This is a genomic window from Vandammella animalimorsus (assembly GCF_002288875.1).
GTDB lineage: Bacteria > Pseudomonadota > Gammaproteobacteria > Burkholderiales > Burkholderiaceae_C > Lampropedia > Lampropedia animalimorsus.
This window is the reverse complement of sequence record NZ_NTBH01000010.1, coordinates 88410-107344: the sequence shown is the minus strand read 5'-3', so window position 1 is coordinate 107344 and position 18935 is coordinate 88410. Positions and strand designations below refer to the sequence as shown.

20 protein-coding genes are annotated in these 18935 nt (G+C 65.6%); 5 read left to right on the top strand and 15 right to left on the bottom strand.

All coding sequences use genetic code 11. From position 1 onward, the window contains the following. On the top strand, positions 1-2135 hold a 2135-nt coding region (locus CLI93_RS13070; protein WP_172425555.1), incomplete at its 5' end, for a putative Ig domain-containing protein. A gap of 256 nt (positions 2136-2391) precedes the next feature. Here the strand turns inward: CLI93_RS13070 and glyS are convergent. The 6 genes from glyS to CLI93_RS15225 form a co-directional block, all read right to left on the bottom strand. Then, complete coding sequence (gene glyS / locus CLI93_RS13065; RefSeq protein ID WP_095543317.1) at positions 2392-4539, bottom strand: glycine--tRNA ligase subunit beta; 2148 nt, start codon at positions 4537-4539, stop codon at positions 2392-2394. A gap of 21 nt (positions 4540-4560) precedes the next feature. Next, a complete protein-coding gene (locus tag CLI93_RS13060; RefSeq protein ID WP_095543316.1) occupies positions 4561-4995 on the bottom strand; it encodes a type II toxin-antitoxin system VapC family toxin in 435 nt (144 codons plus the stop codon). Continuing rightward, positions 4992-5261, bottom strand: coding sequence for an AbrB/MazE/SpoVT family DNA-binding domain-containing protein (locus tag CLI93_RS13055; RefSeq protein WP_095543315.1), 270 nt, complete (start codon positions 5259-5261; stop codon positions 4992-4994). The genes CLI93_RS13060 and CLI93_RS13055 overlap by 4 nt, the downstream gene beginning before the upstream one ends. 46 nt (positions 5262-5307) lie before the next feature. Next, positions 5308-5625: an antibiotic biosynthesis monooxygenase family protein gene (locus CLI93_RS13050; RefSeq protein ID WP_095543323.1), complete on the bottom strand. Its 318-nt coding sequence runs from the start codon at positions 5623-5625 to the stop codon at positions 5308-5310. 676 nt (positions 5626-6301) lie between these two features. Beyond that, complete coding sequence (gene glyQ, locus CLI93_RS13045; protein WP_095543314.1) at positions 6302-7222, bottom strand: glycine--tRNA ligase subunit alpha; 921 nt, start codon at positions 7220-7222, stop codon at positions 6302-6304. Positions 7223-7665: 443 nt separating this feature from the next. Further along, positions 7666-7824: a hypothetical protein gene (locus CLI93_RS15225; protein ID WP_172424343.1), complete on the bottom strand. Its 159-nt coding sequence runs from the start codon at positions 7822-7824 to the stop codon at positions 7666-7668. Here CLI93_RS15225 and CLI93_RS13040 point away from each other — a divergent pair. Genes CLI93_RS13040 through CLI93_RS13030 form a run of 3 tightly spaced genes read left to right on the top strand, consistent with a single transcriptional unit; the run spans position 7823 to position 10643 of the window. Then, the gene (locus CLI93_RS13040) at positions 7823-9109 is read left to right on the top strand and encodes a COX15/CtaA family protein (protein WP_095543313.1); all 1287 of its coding nucleotides are present in this window, start codon (positions 7823-7825) and stop codon (positions 9107-9109) included. The genes CLI93_RS15225 and CLI93_RS13040 overlap by 2 nt on opposite strands. Next, positions 9106-10020, top strand: a complete 915-nt coding sequence (gene cyoE / locus CLI93_RS13035; RefSeq protein WP_095543312.1) for a heme o synthase — start codon at positions 9106-9108, stop codon at positions 10018-10020. The genes CLI93_RS13040 and cyoE overlap by 4 nt, the downstream gene beginning before the upstream one ends. After that, a complete protein-coding gene (locus tag CLI93_RS13030; RefSeq protein WP_095543311.1) occupies positions 10017-10643 on the top strand; it encodes an SCO family protein in 627 nt (208 codons plus the stop codon). The genes cyoE and CLI93_RS13030 overlap by 4 nt, the downstream gene beginning before the upstream one ends. Before the next feature lie 117 nt (positions 10644-10760). On the opposite strand, the gene CLI93_RS13025 is transcribed toward CLI93_RS13030, so the two are convergent. The 4 genes from CLI93_RS13025 to gluQRS form a co-directional block, all read right to left on the bottom strand. Then, positions 10761-11783 (bottom strand): Bug family tripartite tricarboxylate transporter substrate binding protein, encoded by a 1023-nt coding sequence (locus CLI93_RS13025; RefSeq protein WP_095543310.1) that lies wholly within the window; start codon positions 11781-11783, stop codon positions 10761-10763. Positions 11784-12113: 330 nt separating this feature from the next. Next, positions 12114-12398: a cell surface protein gene (locus CLI93_RS13020; RefSeq protein WP_095543309.1), complete on the bottom strand. Its 285-nt coding sequence runs from the start codon at positions 12396-12398 to the stop codon at positions 12114-12116. A gap of 151 nt (positions 12399-12549) precedes the next feature. Beyond that, positions 12550-13506 (bottom strand): RNA polymerase sigma factor RpoH, encoded by a 957-nt coding sequence (gene rpoH / locus CLI93_RS13015; protein WP_347485092.1) that lies wholly within the window; start codon positions 13504-13506, stop codon positions 12550-12552. 176 nt (positions 13507-13682) lie between these two features. Then, entirely contained in the window at positions 13683-14636 is a 954-nt protein-coding gene (gluQRS, locus tag CLI93_RS13010) for a tRNA glutamyl-Q(34) synthetase GluQRS (protein WP_275249667.1), read from the bottom strand. A gap of 116 nt (positions 14637-14752) precedes the next feature. On the opposite strand from gluQRS, the gene CLI93_RS13005 reads away from it, so the two are divergent. Further along, complete coding sequence (locus CLI93_RS13005; RefSeq protein WP_095543307.1) at positions 14753-15529, top strand: tyrosine-protein phosphatase; 777 nt, start codon at positions 14753-14755, stop codon at positions 15527-15529. Positions 15530-15636: 107 nt separating this feature from the next. On the opposite strand, the gene rpmG is transcribed toward CLI93_RS13005, so the two are convergent. From rpmG to CLI93_RS12980, 5 genes are all read right to left on the bottom strand, one after another. Continuing rightward, positions 15637-15807: a 50S ribosomal protein L33 gene (gene rpmG, locus CLI93_RS13000; protein WP_095539778.1), complete on the bottom strand. Its 171-nt coding sequence runs from the start codon at positions 15805-15807 to the stop codon at positions 15637-15639. Positions 15808-15826: 19 nt separating this feature from the next. Further along, complete coding sequence (gene rpmB / locus CLI93_RS12995; protein ID WP_095539777.1) at positions 15827-16060, bottom strand: 50S ribosomal protein L28; 234 nt, start codon at positions 16058-16060, stop codon at positions 15827-15829. 181 nt (positions 16061-16241) lie between these two features. After that, positions 16242-17114, bottom strand: a complete 873-nt coding sequence (locus CLI93_RS12990; protein ID WP_095543306.1) for an endonuclease/exonuclease/phosphatase family protein — start codon at positions 17112-17114, stop codon at positions 16242-16244. A 25-nt stretch (positions 17115-17139) separates the two neighbouring features. Next, positions 17140-17976: a carbohydrate ABC transporter permease gene (locus tag CLI93_RS12985; protein WP_095539775.1), complete on the bottom strand. Its 837-nt coding sequence runs from the start codon at positions 17974-17976 to the stop codon at positions 17140-17142. Further along, on the bottom strand, positions 17973-18878 hold the full coding sequence (locus CLI93_RS12980; RefSeq protein ID WP_095543305.1) for a carbohydrate ABC transporter permease: 906 nt from the start codon (positions 18876-18878) through the stop codon (positions 17973-17975). The genes CLI93_RS12985 and CLI93_RS12980 overlap by 4 nt, the downstream gene beginning before the upstream one ends. Positions 18879-18935: the final 57 nt, after the last annotated feature.

Here is an 18935-nt window from a genome sequence, read left to right as displayed (position 1 = left end):
AAAGCCGCGACGGCCAACTGCTGCTGCAGCGCAGCGGCGACGACCTGCAACTGCGCAGCGCCACGCCCGGCGCGCAAGAAGGCGTGGTCGTGTTTGCCAACTTCTTCAGCCAGCAGCAATTTTTGGGGCTGCAACTGCCCGAATACGTGCCGCCGGTCAACGAAGAAGAGCCGCCGGCCAACCAGCCGCCGGTGGCCGGCGCGCCGCTGGCGGCGCAGCAGGCCGATGAGGACAGCGCCTGGCAATTCACACTGCCGGCCGATGCCTTCAGCGACCCCGAAGGCCAGCCGCTGCGCTACCGTGCCAGCCTGGCCGATGGCGGCCAGCTGCCGTCCTGGCTGCAATTCGATGCGGCCAGCGGCCGCTTCTGGGGCACGCCAGCCAACGAAGACGTCGGCACACTGGCGCTGCGCGTGCAAGCCATCGACGCCCAGGGCCAGCCCTCGCCCTGGCAGGCGCTGCAGCTGCAAGTGCGCAACACCAACGACGCGCCCGAGCCCGGCGCGCCCCTGAGCGCACAACCACTGGCCGCAGGCCAGGCGCTGGATTGGACTCTGCCCGCAGACGCCTTCATCGACGTGGACGAAGGCGAGCAGCTGCGCTATGGCGTGCAACTGGCCAATGGCGCAGCCCTGCCGACCTGGCTGCACTGGGACGCGGCCAGCGGGCGTCTGCACGGCACGGCCCCGGCCGATGCGCCCAGCGCAAACCTGGACATCCTCATCACCGCCACCGACCCGCACGGCCAAAGCGCCAGCCAGCGCCTGGTGCTGCAACTGGGCGCAGCCAACGAACAGCCCGAACCCCAGCCGGGCGGCCCCATCGTCGGCAGCGAAGCAGATGACACCCTCACCGGCACCGCCGCGCGCGATGAAATCTATGGCCTACAGGGCAACGACCAGATCTACGGCTTGGAAGGAGACGACTTCCTGGCCGGGCACGCGGGCGATGACTTCATCGCCGGCCACGAAGGGCGCGACGAACTCTATGGCGAGGCCGGCGACGACCAGCTCTACGGCGGCTGGGGCGAAGACCGCATCGCCGGCGGCCAAGGCCAGGACTTCCTCGCCGGCGGCCAGGACGACGACCTGCTCTTTGGCGACGCCGGCGAAGACCAACTCTATGGCGACCAGGGCAGCGACAGCCTCTACGGCGGGCAAGGCCACGACCAACTCTTTGGCAGCGAGGGCGACGACTACCTCGAAGGCGGCCAGGGCGAAGACCGGCTCGACGGCGGCGCAGGCCGCGACGTGCTGCACGGTGCCCAAGGCAGCGACAGCCTCTACGGCGGCAGCGACGGCGACTTCTACATCCTCCAAGCCGGCGACGGGCAAGACCGCCTCATCGAAGTGCTGGACGACAGCGCCGCGCACGACATCATTGAACTGCGCGGATTGGCCTCCAGCGACAGCTGGCAACTGCGCCGCGTGGGCCAAGACCTGCACCTGCACTACGGCCAGGGCGGCCAGGACCTGCTCATCGTGCAAGACCAATTCGCCGCCGGCGCCATGGCCATCGAAGAAATCCGCTTCAGCGACGGCGTTTCGCTGAGCGCAGAACAAATCGCCCAGCAAGCCATAGACAGCGCAGCGCCAGGCAGCGGCAGCGCGCACGGCGGCGATACCGGCGCCGATGCAGACATCAACCCCGGCAGCGGCACAGGTGGCGGCACAGGCAGCAAACACGGCAGCGCCGACCAAGGCCTGACTGCGCAGCCCAGCGCAACAGCGCGCGCCGACATCGCCGCACTGCTGGTCGCTGCCCAGGCCCTGCCCAAGCCCGCCAACGCCGCAGCCGCCGACGACGCATGGATGCTCGAAGACCTGCAGACCCAGGCCTGGCTGCCCCAACACGGCCTGGCCCAGACCCCATGGCATGCCCAGACCTGGAACGAAGCAAACAGCGCAGCAGCCTTGCAGGCCGGTGCGCAGGCGAGCAGCGCAGCGGGCAGCACACCAAGCAGCGCACTGGACAGCGCAATGAGCAGCGCCGCCCAGGCGCAACAGCTCATCGCCGCCATGGCTGCCATGGCCCCGGCCGACGCCCTAGCCAGCGCCAGCTTCATGACCGCAGCGGGCTACCAGCCGGGCAGCTACCAGGACCTGACCAAGCCCTTGCTGGCTGCGGCGGCTTGAGCGTTGCCACAAAAAACCGCCGCACGGCTTTGGCCGTTGCGGCGGTTTGTTCTTTTTGGGGTCAAGCCAAATGGCTTTCGGAAAATTTCAGGGAGGAAGTCTCTGCACGAATCACAGGACTGTATGCATCTACGGCATTGGGCGGTGTGCGGCGATGCAGATTCTCACGAGCCCGATGAGCATCGCCACGCTTTGCATTTTGCAGCCCATCTCAATCCGAAACAAACATGTCACCGTGGATTCGCGCAGTCCTTTGTTAGCCTGCCAGCCGCGCCAGATCGGCCACGCGGTTCATGGCCTGGTGCAGCATCTTGAGCAGGCCCAGGCGGTTCAGGCGCAGGTCCATTTGCTCGGCGTTGACCATGACGCCGTCGAAGAAGGCGTCCACCGGCGCGCGCAGCTGGGCCAGGGTTTGGAGGCTGGCGGTGTAGTCGCCGGCCTGGAACTGGCTGTCGGCCTGGGGCAGCACCTGGTTCATGGCGGCGAACAGGGCTTGCTCGGCAGGCTCTTGCAGCAGCACGTCGCTGACGTGTGCGTCCACCGCGCCTTCGGCCTCGGCTTTCTTGAGGATGTTGCCGATGCGCTTGTTGGCCGCGGCCAGCGCGGGGGCTTCGGGCAGCTGGGCGAAGGCGCGCACGGCCGCCAGGGCCTTGGGCATTTCGCCCCACATGGGGCGTGCGGCGATGACGGCATCGGCCTCTTGCACGCTGGCGCCCAGCTCGCGCAAATAGCCGGCGATGCGTTCGTAGATGAAGGCCAGCAGCTGCTCGTTGCTTTTGGCGGCGTCGGGCAGCAGGGGGCCGAAGGCCTGGGCGGCGCTGGCCACGGTGGCAGGCAGGTCCAGCGGCAGGCGTTTTTCGACCAGCATGCGGATCACGCCCAGCGCGTGGCGGCGCAGGGCAAAGGGGTCTTTGTCGCCGGTGGGCAGGTTGCCGATGCCGAACATGCCGACCAGGGTTTCCAGCTTGTCGGCCAGGGCGACGACGGTGCCCACGTCGCCGCGCGGCAGTTCGTCGCCGGCGAAGCGGGGTTTGTAGTGGTCTTCGATGGCGAAGGCAATGTCTTCGCCCAGGCCGTCGTGGCGGGCGTAGTAGCCGCCCATGATGCCTTGCAGCTCGGGGAATTCGCCCACCATGTCGGTGAGCAGGTCGGCCTTGGCCAGCATGGCGGCCTGGTCGGCAGCGGCGACCAGCGCGGGGCCGCCCAAATGCGGGCCCAGTTGTTCACCCAAGGCTTTGGCGATGGCGCGCACGCGCTGCACGCGATCGCCCTGGGTGCCCAATTTGTTGTGGTAGACGACTTTGGCCAGGCCCTCGACGCGGCTTTCCAGCGTTTTCTTGCGGTCGGTGTCGAAGAAGAACTTGGCATCGGCCAGGCGCGGGCGCACCACGCGCTCGTTGCCGCCGGTGACGGCGCTGGCGTCCTCGGGGCGGATGTTGCTGACCACGAGGAACTGGTGCGTCAGGCGTCCGTCCTCGTCCAGCAGCGGAAAGTATTTCTGGTTGGCCTTCATGGTCAGGATCAGGCATTCCTGCGGCACGTCCAGAAATTCTTTTTCAAACTGGCAGATGAGCACGTGGGGGCGCTCGACCAATGCGGTCACTTCGTCGAGCAGGGCCTCGTCTTCGATGGGCTTCAGGCCCGCGCCTGCTTTCTGGGCGGCGGCTTGGAGTTGGGTGGCGATGTCGGCGCGGCGCTCGTCAAAGCTGGCGATGACGGCGCCCTGGGAACGCAAGGCTTGGGCGTAGCTGTCGGCGTCGGGCAGTTCGATGGGGTCTTGCTGCGCCTCGAAGCGGTGGCCGTGGGTGGCGCGGCCGGCGGCCAGGCCCAGCGCGGTGACAGGCACGACGGCGCTGCCGTGCAGGGCCACCAGACCGTGCGCGGGGCGCACGAATTGCACGCTGTCCCAGCCGGGCAGGGCGGTGCCGCTGTGCAGCTGGTAGGTCATGACCTTGGGGATGGGCAGTTTGGCAATGGCCTCGTGCAGCGCCTTTTGCAAGGCCACGTCCAGCGTGGCGCCAGTGGCCACACTGTCGAAGAACAGGGCTTCGGCCTTGCCGTCAATGGCGCGCTGCAATTGCGCCACGGCCTCGGGCCCGGCGCCGATGGCTTGCAGCTTCTTCAGCAGTGCGGGCGTGGGCTGGCCATTCGCATCCAGCCCCACACTGACGGGCATGAGCTTGGTGCGCAGCGGCTTGTCGGCTGCCTTGGCCGCCACGTGCGTGATGTGCACGGCCAGGCGGCGCGGGCTGGCGTAGGGGGTGACCTGCGAATCGGCCGCCGTCAGGCCCAGGGCCTGGAGCTGCTCAAACAGCTGGCCGGCAAAGGCTTCGCCCAGCTTTTTCAGCGCCTTGGGCGGCAGTTCTTCGACAAAGAGTTCAACGAGGAGGTTGTGTGCGGTCATGAAGAAAAGGGGGACGGATGTTCAGAAGGCAATGGGCGACAGGCCCAGCTTGCGGGCGGCTTTTTGCATGTCGGCGTCCAGCGTGGCCAGCGCCTGGCAGCCGCTGCGCGCGGCCACGGCCAGGTGCAGGGCGTCGGGCGCGCGAAGGCGGGCGCGGGCGTCGGCGCACAGGCCGGCGGCGGTGTCGAAGTCGGCGGGGGTGATATCCACGCCCTGCGTGTCGGCCAGCACTTCCAGCCCCTGCGCGTAGGCCTTGCGCGCCGCAGCCGGGCTGAGCTGCCGCGCGCGCTGCTTGACGGACAGGGCGCTGCACAGCTCGGTGTGCAGCCAGGGCGAGCCGATCAGTGCGTCAGGCGTGCGTTCGTACCACTGCATGATGCGCTCGGACTCGGGCTCCTTGCACAGCAGCGCCATGAGGATGCTGGTGTCCAGGTACACCCGCTGCGGCGGCGTCATATCTCTTCATCCCGCATCTGGCGCACCACGGACGTACCCATGGGCATCTTGCGGTGCGAGGCACGCAACCTGGCCACCAGTTGCGCACGGCTTTGCGTGGGCGGCTGCACGGGCTTGATGAGCAACCCGCCCGTGGGCAGGCCGGTGATTTCCACCTTGGCGTTTTTGTCGCCGCCCAGATAGGCCAGCAGCTCGGCCGGGATGCGCAGGCCGGTGCTGTTGCCCCATTTGCTCAGCTGGGTTTGCATGGCGTGGCTGGTTGGCATGGCAGGCTCCCTGATGGTTTATACGTGATGGTCAATTGTATATACGTCAGAGGCCCTCGCCCAGCACGCGCTGGTAATGCAGCACGGTGGGGAAAGGGTCGTAGAAGTGGTGGAGCAAGGCTTTCCACTGCTGGTATTGGGGCGAGCCGCGAAAGCCTTCGGTGTGGTCTTGCAGGCGGCGCCAGCGCACGAGCAGCAGGTAGTGGTGCTCCTGCTCCAGGCAGCGCTGCAGCTCATGCCCCAGGTAGCCGGGCATGCTGGCGATGATGGCCTGCGCCTGGGCAAAGGCAGCCTCGAAGGCGGTGGCCTGGCCGGGCTTGATGTGCAAGGGGGCTGCTTCCAGCACCGTCTGGGCCGCAGGCATGGCCTGGGTGCGCTGGCGCCGCCTGGGTTGGGGTGTGACCGCTGCTGGCGCGGGGGCCGGTGCTTCAGGGCTGCGCCAAAAGCGTGCTTGCGTCTTGGCAGCGCTGAAGTCGGCCTGGGCGCTGCGGCGCAACGACGGGCCGAGCCAGACCAGTTCGCTGATTAGGCCGTCGCAGACGAAGCGGCCACGGTATTCGCAGACGCCGGTTTCGATCATGGAGCCGCTGCCGCCGATGATGGCGCTCAGCGGCTGGGTCAGGGCGTGCACGGCCCAGGCGGCGGGCGGCTTGCTGTCGTCGAGGAAGACGGCGTGGCGCGTCAGTTCCTTGAGGAACACCCAGCGCCGCACGCGCAGTGTGCGCAGCGCGTGCTGCATGTCGCCTGCGATGGGGTGGCCGTCGGCGGCGCAGCGCGCCAGCACTGCGTCCAGCCGGGCCGGCTGCGCCTGGGGCTGGAACAGGTGGTCGCGCCCGGCCAGCAGCAGCTGGTGGTAGTCCAGCTTCTTCTTGCTAGGCGCGGGTTGGGCGGCATCGCGCCAAGCTTCCAGCAGCACGCGCTGGTAGGCGTCCAGGAATGCCTGGGCGTCGGGCGGGGGCAGGCAGAGCGGGTCCATTGCCGGGTCCATTGCCGGGTCCATTGCCGGGTTCATTGCCGGGTTCATTGCCGGGCGCGGGGCATCAGGCGGCCTTGATCTCGATCTGCTCCACCCACTCGCGCGGCGCCAGCGGAAAGCCCAGGCGTGCGCGGCTGTCGTAATAGCTTTGCGCCACGGCGCGCGCCAGGTTGCGGATGCGGCCGATGTAGGCGGCGCGCTCGGTCACGGAAATGGCCCCGCGCGCGTCCAGCAGGTTGAAGGTGTGGGCGGCCTTGAGCACCTGCTCATACGCGGGCAGCGCCAGCTGCTCGGCCATCAGGTGCTGGGCCTGTTTTTCATGCGCGGCGAAGGCGGTGAACAAAAAGTCGGCGTCGCTGTGCTCGAAGTTGTAGGTGGACTGCTCCACCTCGTTCTGGTGGTAGACGTCGCCGTAGGTCAGGCGCGTGCCGTCAGGCTGCTCGGTCCAGACCAGGTTGTAGACGTTGTCCACCCCTTGCAGGTACATGGCCAGGCGCTCCAGGCCGTAGGTGATCTCGCCGGTGGCGGGCTTGCAGTCGATACCGCCGACTTGCTGGAAGTAGGTGAATTGCGTCACCTCCATGCCGTTGAGCCAGACCTCCCAGCCCAGGCCCCAGGCGCCCAGCGTGGGGTTCTCCCAGTCGTCCTCGACGAAGCGGATGTCGTTCTTCTTCAGATCAAAGCCCAGCGCCTGCAGGCTGCCCAGGTACAGGTCGAGGATGTTGGCCGGCGCGGGCTTGAGCACCACCTGGTACTGGTAGTAGTGCTGCAGGCGGTTGGGGTTGTCGCCGTAGCGCCCGTCCTTGGGGCGGCGGCTGGGCTGCACGTAGGCGGCCTTCCACGGCTCGGGGCCGATGGCGCGCAGGAAGGTGGCGGTGTGGCTGGTGCCCGCGCCCACTTCCATGTCGTAGGGCTGCAGGAGGGCGCAGCCCTGGTCGGCCCAGTACTGTTGGAGCTTGAGAATGATTTGCTGGAAGGTGAGCATGGCGGGGGCGAAAAAGCTGGATATGCAGGCTGCTTTGGCCTTGGTGACAGGGCAGGCCTCGTGTGCAGCTGCATGCGGTGTCTGCCAGCCTGGGCGCGGTGCCGAGCCTGGGCAATGGCATCGGTGAGCATGAGCAGTCTGGGCCTTGCCAGTGGCCAGGGAAACGTGCGATTTTACGCTCTGGCACTATCCATGAAATCAACGGAGCACTCCTGCGCAAGGCGGCTGGCAGGTATGGCGCGCATGCCAAGCCAGATGCCCCCTGGGCAAGGTCATGGGTTGGAATGCGGCAAAATAGCGCCTTTTGCCGCCGACCTTACCCGCTTGCCTTGATCCGGCCGCTCTGCCGGGTGCCTGGGCACTTCAAGCCGCTTTCTGCATGTGCATGTAAGTGCCGATGGAACAGAGTTTCCCTAAAGCTGCCTTATGCCAAATCCCGAGAGTCAAACGCGCATCTGCAGCTTGTGCAGGCGGTAAACGCCTTCGCGGAGATTCTGAACTGGCGCTGGCTGGTGAGCTTGTGGCGGGAAGGCGGGCGTTGCATCGCTGGGTTGCGCGCTGCCATCGTTGCGCACCTGGCGCTGCGGCATGAGAAATGCCATGGATACCGACATCGCCTTGTACGACTGGAGCCCTTTGCTGCATTTGCTGCTGGTAGGGGCTGCTGTGGCCGCCCTGCCTTTGCTGTGGGTGTGGCGGCGCCACCGTGCGCGCGGCACGCGCGGCGTCATGTATGCGCTGACGTTGATGACGTTGGTGCTGACTTTTGACTTGGTGATGTTTGGCGCCTTCACCCGCTTGACCGACTCTGGCCTGGGCTGCCCGGATTGGCCCGGTTGCTACGGCCATGCCAGTCCGGTAGGGGCGCAAGAGCAGATCAGCGCGGCGCAGCAGGCGCAGCCCGACGGCCCGGTGACGCACAAAAAGGCCTGGATCGAGATGGTGCACCGCTATCTGGCTACTGGCGTAGGGGCCTTGATCGTGGTGCTGACGGCGCTGGCCTGGCGATATTGGTTGCGCTGGGGCCGACAGGGTGAGGCCGACCCGGTGGCGCAGGCGCTGGCCGATGACCCGGATGCCATTGGCGCCGCAGGCGCGCCGCAGGCGCTGCGCAAGCCGGTGCACCCCATCTGGCCCACGCTGACGCTGCTCTGGGTGTGCCTGCAAGGGGCGTTTGGCGCCTGGACGGTGACGATGAAGCTCTTGCCGGCCATCGTGACATTGCATTTGCTGGGGGGCATGGTGTTGCTGGCATTGCTGGGCCTACAGGCGGCCTGGTGGCAGCATCGTGTCACAGGCCGGCGGCCTGTCGCGGTGCGGCCTGGGTACATGTTGCTGGCGTCGCTGGTGTTCGTGGCGTTGTTCGTGCAGATTGCGCTGGGCGGTTGGGTCAGCACCAACTACGCAGTGCTGGCTTGCAGCACCTTCCCCGATTGCAACGGCGCTTGGTGGCCGCAAATGGATTTGCGCCAGGGCTTCACCATCTGGCGCGAGCTGGGTCATCAGGGCGATGGCGGACTCATCACGTTTGAGGCCTTGGTGGGCATCCACTACGTGCATCGCTTGTTTGCGTTGGCGCTGCTGATGTTGGGGGGCTGGTTGGTGGCAGTGCTGTGGCGCCACAGCGCGCCATTGCGCCGGCTGGCCCAGTGGCTGCTGGTGCTGCTGGTGCTGCAGCTGCTGACGGGGCTTTCCAACGTGGTGCTGGACTGGCCCTTGCTGGTGGCGGTTTTGCACACTGGTGGGGCCGGGGCGTTGGTCGTGGTGCTGACGCGGGTGCTGGCCAGCATGAGGATGGCCAAGGTATGCGGGACAACGCCGTTTTTCACTGAATCCAACCTGGCTCGCCAGGTCGATACGCGCCGCAATAAAAGGGGGCAGGCATGAATGGGGCCGCTTTGCCGCTGCCGCAGCGTTCGCGCTGGTCGCAATTTTGGGTGTTGACCAAGCCACGCGTGGTGCAGCTGATCGTATTTTGTGCCCTGATCGGCATGTTGCTGGCCATCCCTGCCGTGCCTGACGGGCCGCAGATGATGCGCATCGTGCTGGCCGGCCTGGGGATTTGGATGGTGGCCTCGGCAGCTGCGGCATTCAACTGCCTAGTGGAAAAAACCATCGATGCGCGCATGAAGCGCACCGCCTGGCGGCCCACGGCGCGTGGCGAGCTGCCCGACTGGCAGGCGCTGGTGTTTTCCGCGCTGCTGTGCACGGCAGGCAGCGCGCTGCTGTGGGTGACGGTGAACACCTTGACGATGTGGCTGACGCTGGCGACTTTCGTCGGCTATGCGGTGATCTACACCGTCGTGCTCAAGCCCATGACGCCGCAGAACATCGTCATCGGCGGCGCATCCGGCGCCATGCCGCCAGTGCTGGGCTGGGCGGCAATGCGCGGTGAGGTCGGGGCGGAGGCCTTGGTGCTGTTTCTCATCATCTTTTTGTGGACGCCGCCGCATTTCTGGGCCTTGTCGCTGTACCGGATTGAGGACTACCGCCAATCGGGCCTGCCGATGATGCCCATCGTGCACGGCCCGCGCCATACGGCCATGCAGGCCTTTTTCTACACGCTGGTGCTGTTTGCCGCCTGCACGCTGCCCGTGGCATTGGGCATGAGCGGGCTGTTCTATGCCATGGTCGCGGCCGTGCTCTGCGCGGTGTTCTGCGTCTACGGCTGGTATTTGTGGCGCGATTATTCGGATGCGCTGGCGCGGCGCATGTTCCGCTGGTCCTTGTGGCATTTGAGCGGCGTGTTTGCCGCATTGCTCATCGACCATTACCTGAGAATTGGAGGTCTTCTATGACGGCGTGCAAGCCTGGGCGTGCATTGCGCTCGCGGCTGCTGGCGGCAGCGCTGGTCGGCGCTGCCCTGCTGGGGCTGGCTGGCTGTACCGGCAGCGAGCCAGCGGCCAAGTTCCACACTCTGGACATCAGCGGCGTGGACTATGCCAAGGGCTTTTCCATGCCCGATGCGCATGGCCAGCATCGCAGCCTGGCCGACTTCGCCGGCAAGGTGGTGTTCGTCTACTTCGGCTTTGCGCAATGCCCTGACATCTGCCCTACAACCATGCTGGAGATGGCCGAGGTCAAAAAGCTGCTGGGTGAGGATGGCGACAAGCTGCAAATCGTCTTCGTCACTGTCGACCCCGAGCGTGACACCCCCGAGGTCATGCGCGCCTACATGGAAAGCTTCGACCCGCAGGCCGTGGCGCTGGTGGGCAATGCTGAGCAAATCGCCGCCATGGCGCGCGACTTCAAAGTCTTCTACGAGAAAAAGCCCGGCAGCACGCCCGATACCTACACCATCGACCACTCGGCCTCCGGCTACATGTACGACCCGCAGGGGCGCCTGCGCCTTTACGTGCGCTACGGCACGCCGGTGGATCAGATCGCCGCCGACGTGCGCCAACTGCTGCAAGGGCGTTGAGCACAAGGCCTGCACGCATCCAGCGCGCCTCTACAACAGCTTTCAGCGGCGCAATGTGCGCTGCGAGCATCGCTCAGGCAGCTGTGGCGCCTGCGCGCTGTGGCAGGCGCGGCGGCTTCAGCCTGAAATCTGGATGTCCTGCTCGCGAATGATGTCGCCCAGTGCCTGGGTGTCGGCGGCGATGCGTTGGCGCAGCGCGGCGACGCTGGTGTCTTGCACCACCCAGCCCTGGGTCAGCAGTTTTTGCTGCACCTCGGGCAGGGCCAGCGCCTTGCCTACGGCCTCGCGCAACTGCGCCTGAATGGCTTCGGGCATGTGCGCTGGTGCGGCCACGGCATTCCAGACCTCCAGATCCAGCCCTTGCACGCCCAGCTCCTGCAGGCTGGGCAAGTCGCCGGTGAGCGGGCTGCGCGCGGCGCTGGTGATGCCAATCAGCGCCACCGTGCCGGCCTTTTGCTGCGCCAGCGCCGTGGCCGGCGGCAGCAGCGCCATTTGAATCTCGCCACTGACGATGGCCTGCAGCGCCTGCGGATTGCCCTGGTAGGGCACATGCACTGGGGCAATACCGGTGCGGCTCTTGAGCAGCTCCATGCCCAAATGGGCCACCGTGCCAATACCGGGCGAGCCGTAGTTCCATTGGCTGCCTGCCTCGCGCGCCTTGGCCAGGAATTGCGCCGGGCTCAAATCCTTGGCCAGTGCGGCATTCACCGTCAGCACGTAGGGGGCCGTGCCAATCAGCGCGATGGGGGCCAAATCCTTGTGTGGATCGAAGCCCAGCTTGGGGTTGAGCAGGCGGGCAATGGTCATGTTGCCATTGATGAGCACGCCAATGGTGTGTTCATCGCGGGCGCGCGCCAGCGCTGCCGTGGCCACATTGCCCCCTGCGCCGGGGCGGTTTTCCACCACCAGCGGTTGCCGATTGGCCAGGAACTGGCCCAAGTGCTCGGCCAGCAGGCGCGCCGTTAGATCTGGCGAAGTGCCGCCGGGAAAGCCCACCATCAGCGTCACCGGGCGGCTGGGCCAAGATGCGTGATCGGCGGCACTGGCCAGTGGCCAGTGCAGGCCTGGCAGGGCCGCCAGGCCCAGGGCGCTGCTGCGCAGCAGTTGGCGACGGGAGAGGGGAGGGCGGGAGTCGTTCATGGGTAGACGATGAGAAAAATCATGAAGGCCGCAGCGACGCGGACGGGATGAATCGGCCTTGGCGGGGAAACAGCCGCTTGCAGTTGTGCCCAGCCGCGATTGGCGCGCGGGGCAATGGGTGGTGCCCTCGGCGGGGGCCCCCAAGGCTGTGTGGATGTCACTGCGCATTATCGGCCAAGCGCTGGCGCTTGAAGCGCGCCGCCCTGCGCTGAGCGCTGGCGGCGGGATGCGAGTCGGGCGAGTACAAAGAAAAAGGCGCAACCCGTCAATGGGTCGCGCCTTCAAAGAATGTTGATTCGATTGAGTTGGTGAACAGACCTTCAACAGGCGTCACTTCTTCTCTTCATCGTCCTTATCGTCATCTTTGTCGTCGTCCTTGTCATCGGCGTCGGAGTTCTTCACGCTCTCCAAGGCGCTTTTGCAGAAGGCGCTGCGCTGGTCGGCGCCCACGGCGTTGATTTGGTCATCGATGATTTTCATGGCCTGCTCGGAGTAGGAGCCGTCTTTCTTCATCGTTTCGGCCATGTGGTTCTTGTATTCGGTGCAGGCCGCATCGGCGGCAAATGCAGGGGCAAAGGCACCGGCCACCAACGTGCAAATCAGCAGTTTTTTCATTTCAGAAACTCCTCTTGGAAGGGAAAGCAGAAACGGCCACGCGCCGTTTCAGGGGTGCCCATCGTAGTGCCGCCGGGGGGTTGCAACTGATAGGGAAATGTAAGTTCGGTTGGCGTCTGCAGCAGTGGCGTGCGGGCGCTCAAACGTGGATTCAATGTGCGGCGGCGTTGGCCGTCATGGCTTTTTTCATTTTCTTCATCGCAGCCACTTCGATCTGGCGAATGCGTTCGGCGCTGACACCGTACTCATCGGCCAGCTCATGCAAGGTCATGCCGCCGGAGCCGTCGTCGTTGACGTTCAGCCAGCGCTCCTGAACGATGCGGCGGCTGCGCTCGTCCAGGGTTTGCAGCGCCATCTGGATGCCATCGGTGGCCAGGCTGTCGCGCTCGCGCGCCTCCAGCACGGCGGTGGGCTCTTGCGAGTAGTCGCTCAGGTAGGCGATCGGGGCGATGCCGGGGCTGTCCTCATCGTGCGGCGTTGGGTCCAGCAGCACATCGCCGCCGCCCAGGCGCGTTTCCATCTCGATGACTTCTTCGCGCTTGACGTTGAGCTGGCTGGCCACTTGGTCGATCTCACGTTCGGTCAGGCTGGCGCGGTAGATCTCGCCATCGCTCAGGGCCTGGTTGGCCTTGAGCTCCTGCTTGAGCGAGCGCAGGTTGAAGAACAGTTTGCGCTGGGCCTTGGTCGTGGCGACCTTGACCATGCGCCAATTCTTGAGGATGTATTCGTGGATCTCGGCCTTGATCCAGTGCAGCGCGTAGCTGACCAGGCGCACGCCCTGGTCGGGGTCGAAGCGTTTGACGGCCTTCATCAGGCCGATGTTGCCTTCCTGGATCAGATCGCCTTGGGGCAGCCCATAGCCCTGGTACTGGCGCGAGACGGCCACGACGACCCTCAGATGGGACATCACCAGCCGACCGGCAGCCTCCACGTCGTTGTGCTGGCGCAGGCGCTGCGCGTACAGGCGCTCTTCCTCGGGAGTGAGCATTGGCATGCGATTGACGGCAGAAATGTACGCATCCAGATTCCCCAGCGCAGGCAAAACGGCAGGCCATTGGGTGGCGCTCGTGGTGCTCGGCATCAGTGTGGTGGTGCGGGCAGTGCTCATGTGGCGGGGTGTTCCTTTCGCTGTGCTGCAAAGATCAGGACCTTTGCAAAGATTGGCGGCTATGTTAGCACTCGTTCAGAGAGAGTGCTAAAGCGAAAGTTCAATGGCCCTACGAGTTTTTTTGAGCGATGCCCTGCAGTCGTCCAGATGGGCAGGCACCGGATTGGCGTTGGGGATCACAGCGGGTAACGCTGGGCCCACAGGGCCGTCCAGTGGGCCAGGGCATCGCTGACGCTGGCACGCCCGGAGCCGTCAATATTAGGCGGCAGGCCCAACACTTGGGCGGCCAGGCACAGTGTGGGTAAAGGAGCGTTGGCGTCGATGCTGGGGGCATGGTTGCCCTTGGAGAGCTTTTCGCCCCGCGCATCCCGCGCCAGCGGCACGTGCAGGTAGCTGGGGCGCGGGTAGCCCAAGGCCCGTTGCAACAGGATTTGCCGCGCCGTGTTGTCGGCCAGATCCTCGCCGCGCACGATGTGCGTGATGCCTTGCAGGCCGTCGTCCACCACGCAGCCCATCTGGTAACTCCACATGCCATCGCCGCGCAGCAGGGCAAAGTCGCCCACGGCCTGGGCCACGTCCTGCTGCTGTGGCCCCAGCCGCCGGTCTTGCCAGTGCACCAGGGCGCTGCCCAGCCCACCATGGGCCGCCGGGTCGTCGGCTTGCACCAGGAAGCGCCAGGTGCGCACTGGCTCGCTGTGGGCCGAGCGGTGGCGGCAGGTGCCGGGGTAGACCAGGGTTTGAAAGCGCTGTCGGCCGCCGCCCAGAGTCTGCTGAGCGGCGGCAATGTCCTTGCGCGTGCAGCTGCATGGATAGGCGCGCCCCTGAACCTGCAAGGTCTGCAGGGCCTGCGCGTAATGCCGCTGGCGTTGGGATTGCCATTGCACGGGCGCATCGGGCACCAGGCCCAGGCTGTGCAGTTGCTGCAAAATGGTTTGCGCAGCCTGGGGCGAGCAGCGCTGGGTATCGAGGTCTTCGATGCGCACCAGCCATTGCGCGCTCAGGCCTTGCGCACTGGCGGCGCGGGCGTCCAGCCAGCTGGCCAGTGCCGCCACCACTGAGCCCAGGTGCATGGGCCCGGTGGGCGAAGGGGCAAAACGGCCAACGTAGCGCCGAGCTGTCGTGGATGTCACAGCAGTGGCAGGCCAAGGCAGGGCAGTGGCCAGGTGAGCAAGAGCATGAAAGCAGAGTCGCAAAGGTGGCAGGCAGGCATGGGCCGATGATACGCAATCCCTGCAACAATGCGCCCATGAGCACCACGGTCCCCGCCCCATCCCCCAGTGCTGCGCTGCAGCGTCACATCCCCTTGCAAGGGGCGAGCAACTTCCGCGATTTGGGTGGCTATACCACCAGCGATGGCCGGCGCGTACGCTGGCGTCGGCTGTTTCGTTCCGACCGCCTCTCCAGCCTGAGCCAGGAGGATGTGCGCACCCTGCAGGCTTTAGGGGTGCGGCACAGTATTGATTTTCGTGGCGATGCCGAGCGTTTGCGCAACGACTATGAGATTGAGCAGCTCACGCGCATTGCCATTCCCATAGAGCCGCAGGTGGTGCAAAGCCTGCAAGGCCTGCTGGCGCAGGGCGCGGCGCTGGATGGGCCTTCGGCCCACCACTTGATGGAGCAGACCTATGCGGCCTTCGTCGAGCACAATGCGCCGCAGTTTCGCGCCTTTTTCGACGCCTTGCTACAGCACGAGGGCCCCTTCGTGTTCCACTGCACGGCAGGCAAGGATCGCACCGGTTTTGCTGCAGCCTTGTTGCTCGAAGCCCTGGGCGTGGCGCGCGAGGCCATCATGGACGACTATTTGCTGACCAATGCGCTATACCAGCCGCCGGCCTACAAACCTTCGGGTTCGTTGCCCGAGAGCGTGCTGCAGGTGCTCTGGCGCGTGACGCCCAATTTTCTGCAGGCAGCGCAGCGTCAGATCGAGGCAGAGCACGGCAGCGTCGCTCAGTATCTGCGCGAGGTGCTGGGCCTGGGGCCGGATGCGCTGGCGCAGCTCAAGGCGCTTTATCTGGAGCCGTGATGCTTTTGGGCGTGGCCTGGTGCGAGCACAGGCGACAGGCACAAAAAAGCCAGCGCGTGCGCTGGCTTTTTTGCTGGGTAAGCCCGGTGTAGCCGCCAATGATGGCTTTACTTGAGCTTGACTTCCTTGTATTCCACGTGCTTGCGGGCCTTGGGATCAAACTTCATGAACGAGAGCTTGTCCGGTGTGGTCTTCTTGTTCTTGGTCGTGGTGTAGAAGTGGCCTGTGCCCGCTGTGGATTCGAGCTTGATCTTGTCGCGACCGCCTTTGGATGCCATGGTGTTACTCCTTCAATGATTAGGCTTGACCGCGGGCGCGCAGGTCGGCCAGTACGGATTCGATGCCATTCTTGTCGATCAGGCGCAGTGCGGCGCTGGAGACGCGCAGACGCACCCAACGGTTTTCGCTCTCGACCCAGAAGCGCTTGTACTGCAGATTGGGCAGAAAGCGGCGCTTGGTTTTGTTGTTGGCGTGGGAGACGTTGTTGCCCACTTGCGGGCGCTTGCCCGTGACTTCACATACGCGTGCCATTGCATGTTCCTTGTATTTGCGGCAGGGCTGCTTGAACGGCGGCCTCTTTGCCTCACCTCGCCAGATATCAGGGTGGCGGTATCCCCCGCGCTTGGCGCAGTTCAAGGCCCAAAATTGGGCCAGGGCGCGCCGCGCGCATGCGGCAAAACGGGCGATTATAGCGCGGCCCGCACACAGGCGCTCACTGCAGCACCAGCAGCAGCGGCTGATGGTCCGAGGCGCGGGTGTAGCCATCGACCTGCAGCTGGCGCACGCGCGGGGCCAGTGATTGGCTGACGAAGGCGAAGTCACAGGCCACGGGTTCGGGGCCGTAGCTGCGATCGAACAGGCGGAAGGTGGGCGCATGCGGCTGGCTGCCATGCACCAGCGGCCAGGCGTCGCACAGCGGGTTGTCCAAGGGCGCTGCGCCTGAAGGCGCTTCAGTGGCAGTGATGGCGGCGTATTCGGGCGAGCCGGGTTCTAGGTTGAAGTCGCCGCACAGGATGGCATGCGGCGTGTGCGTCTTGGCCTGGAAGGGGCCGCCGCTGTCGTCGGCCAGCGGCGCTGCGGCGGCCAGCGCGCAGGCCTGTTGGTGCAGTGCGTGCAGCGCCTGCGCCTGGGCCATGCGCTGGCGCGCCGAGTAGTACTCCAGATGCGTGGTCATGACGCGCACGGCGCCCAGTGCCGGGCTGAGCAGCGTCAGCTCGGTGCACAGGCGCGGCATGCTGCGCAGGCCGGCATCGGCTGGCCAGGGCAGGCGGTGGTGCGCTACCTGCGCCACCGGCAAGCGCGTGGCAATCAGGTTGCCAAAGCGCTGGCGCTGGCCTTCGGGGCCGAATTCGTCCACGGCAGGGCCGAAGAACAGCTGGTAGCCCGGCAGCAGCGCGGCCAGCTCGGCGGGCTGGTCGCCTGGGGCGCCTTGCAGGCGCGGGTAGCCCTGGGCGATTTCCTGCAGGCACAGCACGTCAAAGCCCTGCGCGCCGGCCAAGGCCTGCGCTCCGGCCACGATGCGCTGCGCGCTGACCTGCCCATCCAGCCCGCAGCACCATTGGGTGTTCCAAGTGACCAGTCGCATGCGGGCAAATCCTATTTCTTCTGTGTCATTTGATGCCGGCGCGCATGAAGCTTTGCACGAACTGGCGCTGAAACAGCAGAAAGGCGACCAGCAGCGGCGCGCAGCTGAGCAAGGTGGCGGCGGTGATGATCGACCAGTCCACTCCCTGATCGACCGAGGAGAAGACCTGCAAGCCCACGGTCAGCGGGCGGGCATTGGGGCTGTTGGTGATGATCAGCGGCCAGAGGAAGTTGTTCCAGTGAAAGCTCACCGACACCAGCGCAAAGGCGGTATAGACTGGCTTGGCCAGCGGCACGTAGACGCGCCACAGGGTTTGCATGGCATTGGCGCCTTCGACGCGCGCGGCCTCGTCCAGCTCCTTGGGGATGCCCATGAAGGTCTGGCGCAGCAAGAAGATGGCAAAGGCCGAGGCGAAATAGGGCAGGCCGATGGCCAAAAGCGTGTCCATCAGGCCCAGGCGCACCATGGTTTCGTAGTTTTCGACCAGCAGGATGTCGGGCATGATCATCAGCTGTACCAGCACCAACGCGAAGGCCAGGTTGCGACCCGGGAAGCGGTAGCGTGCAAAGGCATAGGCCGCCAGCGTGGCCAGCACCAGTTGCGCGGCCAGGATCATGGCCACCAGCAGCGTGGTGTTGAGCAAATAGCGCGCAAAGGGCGCTGCCGCCCAGGCGCGGCGGAAGTTCTCCAGCGTCAGCGGCGCCAGCAGCTCGAAACGGGTGGCGTATTCGATGGGGTGAAAGGCCGTCCAGACGGCATAGGCCAGTGGCAGGATCCACAGCAGCGCCAGCAGCCAAGCGGCCACAGTGTCCAGCCAGCTGGGTTCGTTGAAGGCCAAGTGGTGTGTGGCAGGCGTACTCATTGGTAGTGCACCTTTTTGTCGAGCACGAAGAATTGCAGCAGTGCGATACCGGCCAGCACGGCCACCAGCACCACGGTGATGGCTGCGGCGTAGGCCGTGTCCCAGAAGCTGAAGCCGACTTCGTAGAGGTAGTACAGCAGCAGCGTGGAGGCGTTGTTGGGCCCGCCGCGTGTGAGCACGAACAGGTGATCGACCATGCGGAAGGCGTTGATGAAGGCGTTGATCAGCACGAACAGCGTGGTGGGCATGAGCAGCGGCCATTGCACGCGGCGGAAAAAAGTCCAGCGTGATGCGCCTTCGATGGCGGCGGCCTCGCGCAGGCTGGGGTTGAGCGTTTGCAGCGCGGCCAGGTAAAAGATCATGAAGAAGCCAGCCTCCTTCCAGATCGCCACCGCGGTGACGGCGCCCAGCGCCGTGCTGGGGCTGCCCAACCAGTTGTGCGATGGCAGACCCAGTGCGCCGGTGATTTGTTCGAGCAGCCCGTACTGCGGTGTGTAGAAGAACAGCCAGATGTTGGCCACGGCAATCATGGGCAGCACCGTGGGTGTGAAGTAGGCCATGCGCAAAAAGGCGCGGCCAGCGATGCGCTCGTTGACCCACAGCGCCATCAACAGCGCCAGCGCGATGGAGCAAGGAATGGTGGCAGCGGCAAACCACAGGTTGTTGCGCACGGCCGTCCAGAACACCGGGTCGTCGAGCATGACCTGGTAGTTCTCCGCCCCGACCCAGACAGCGGCACGCGCGCCCTTGGGGGTGGAGTACAGGCTGTCAATCAGCGTTTGTACGGCCGGGTAGTGGGTGAATGCCACCAGCAGCGCCAGCGCAGGCAGCAGCAACAGCCAGGCATGGATGGCCTGACGGCTGGGAAAAGGCGCGCGGTGGTGCGCGGCAGGAGAGGTCATGGGGCAAGGCCTTGCAAAGAGCGCCCCCGCGTTGCGCAGCGGCAGGCGCTGGCGGGC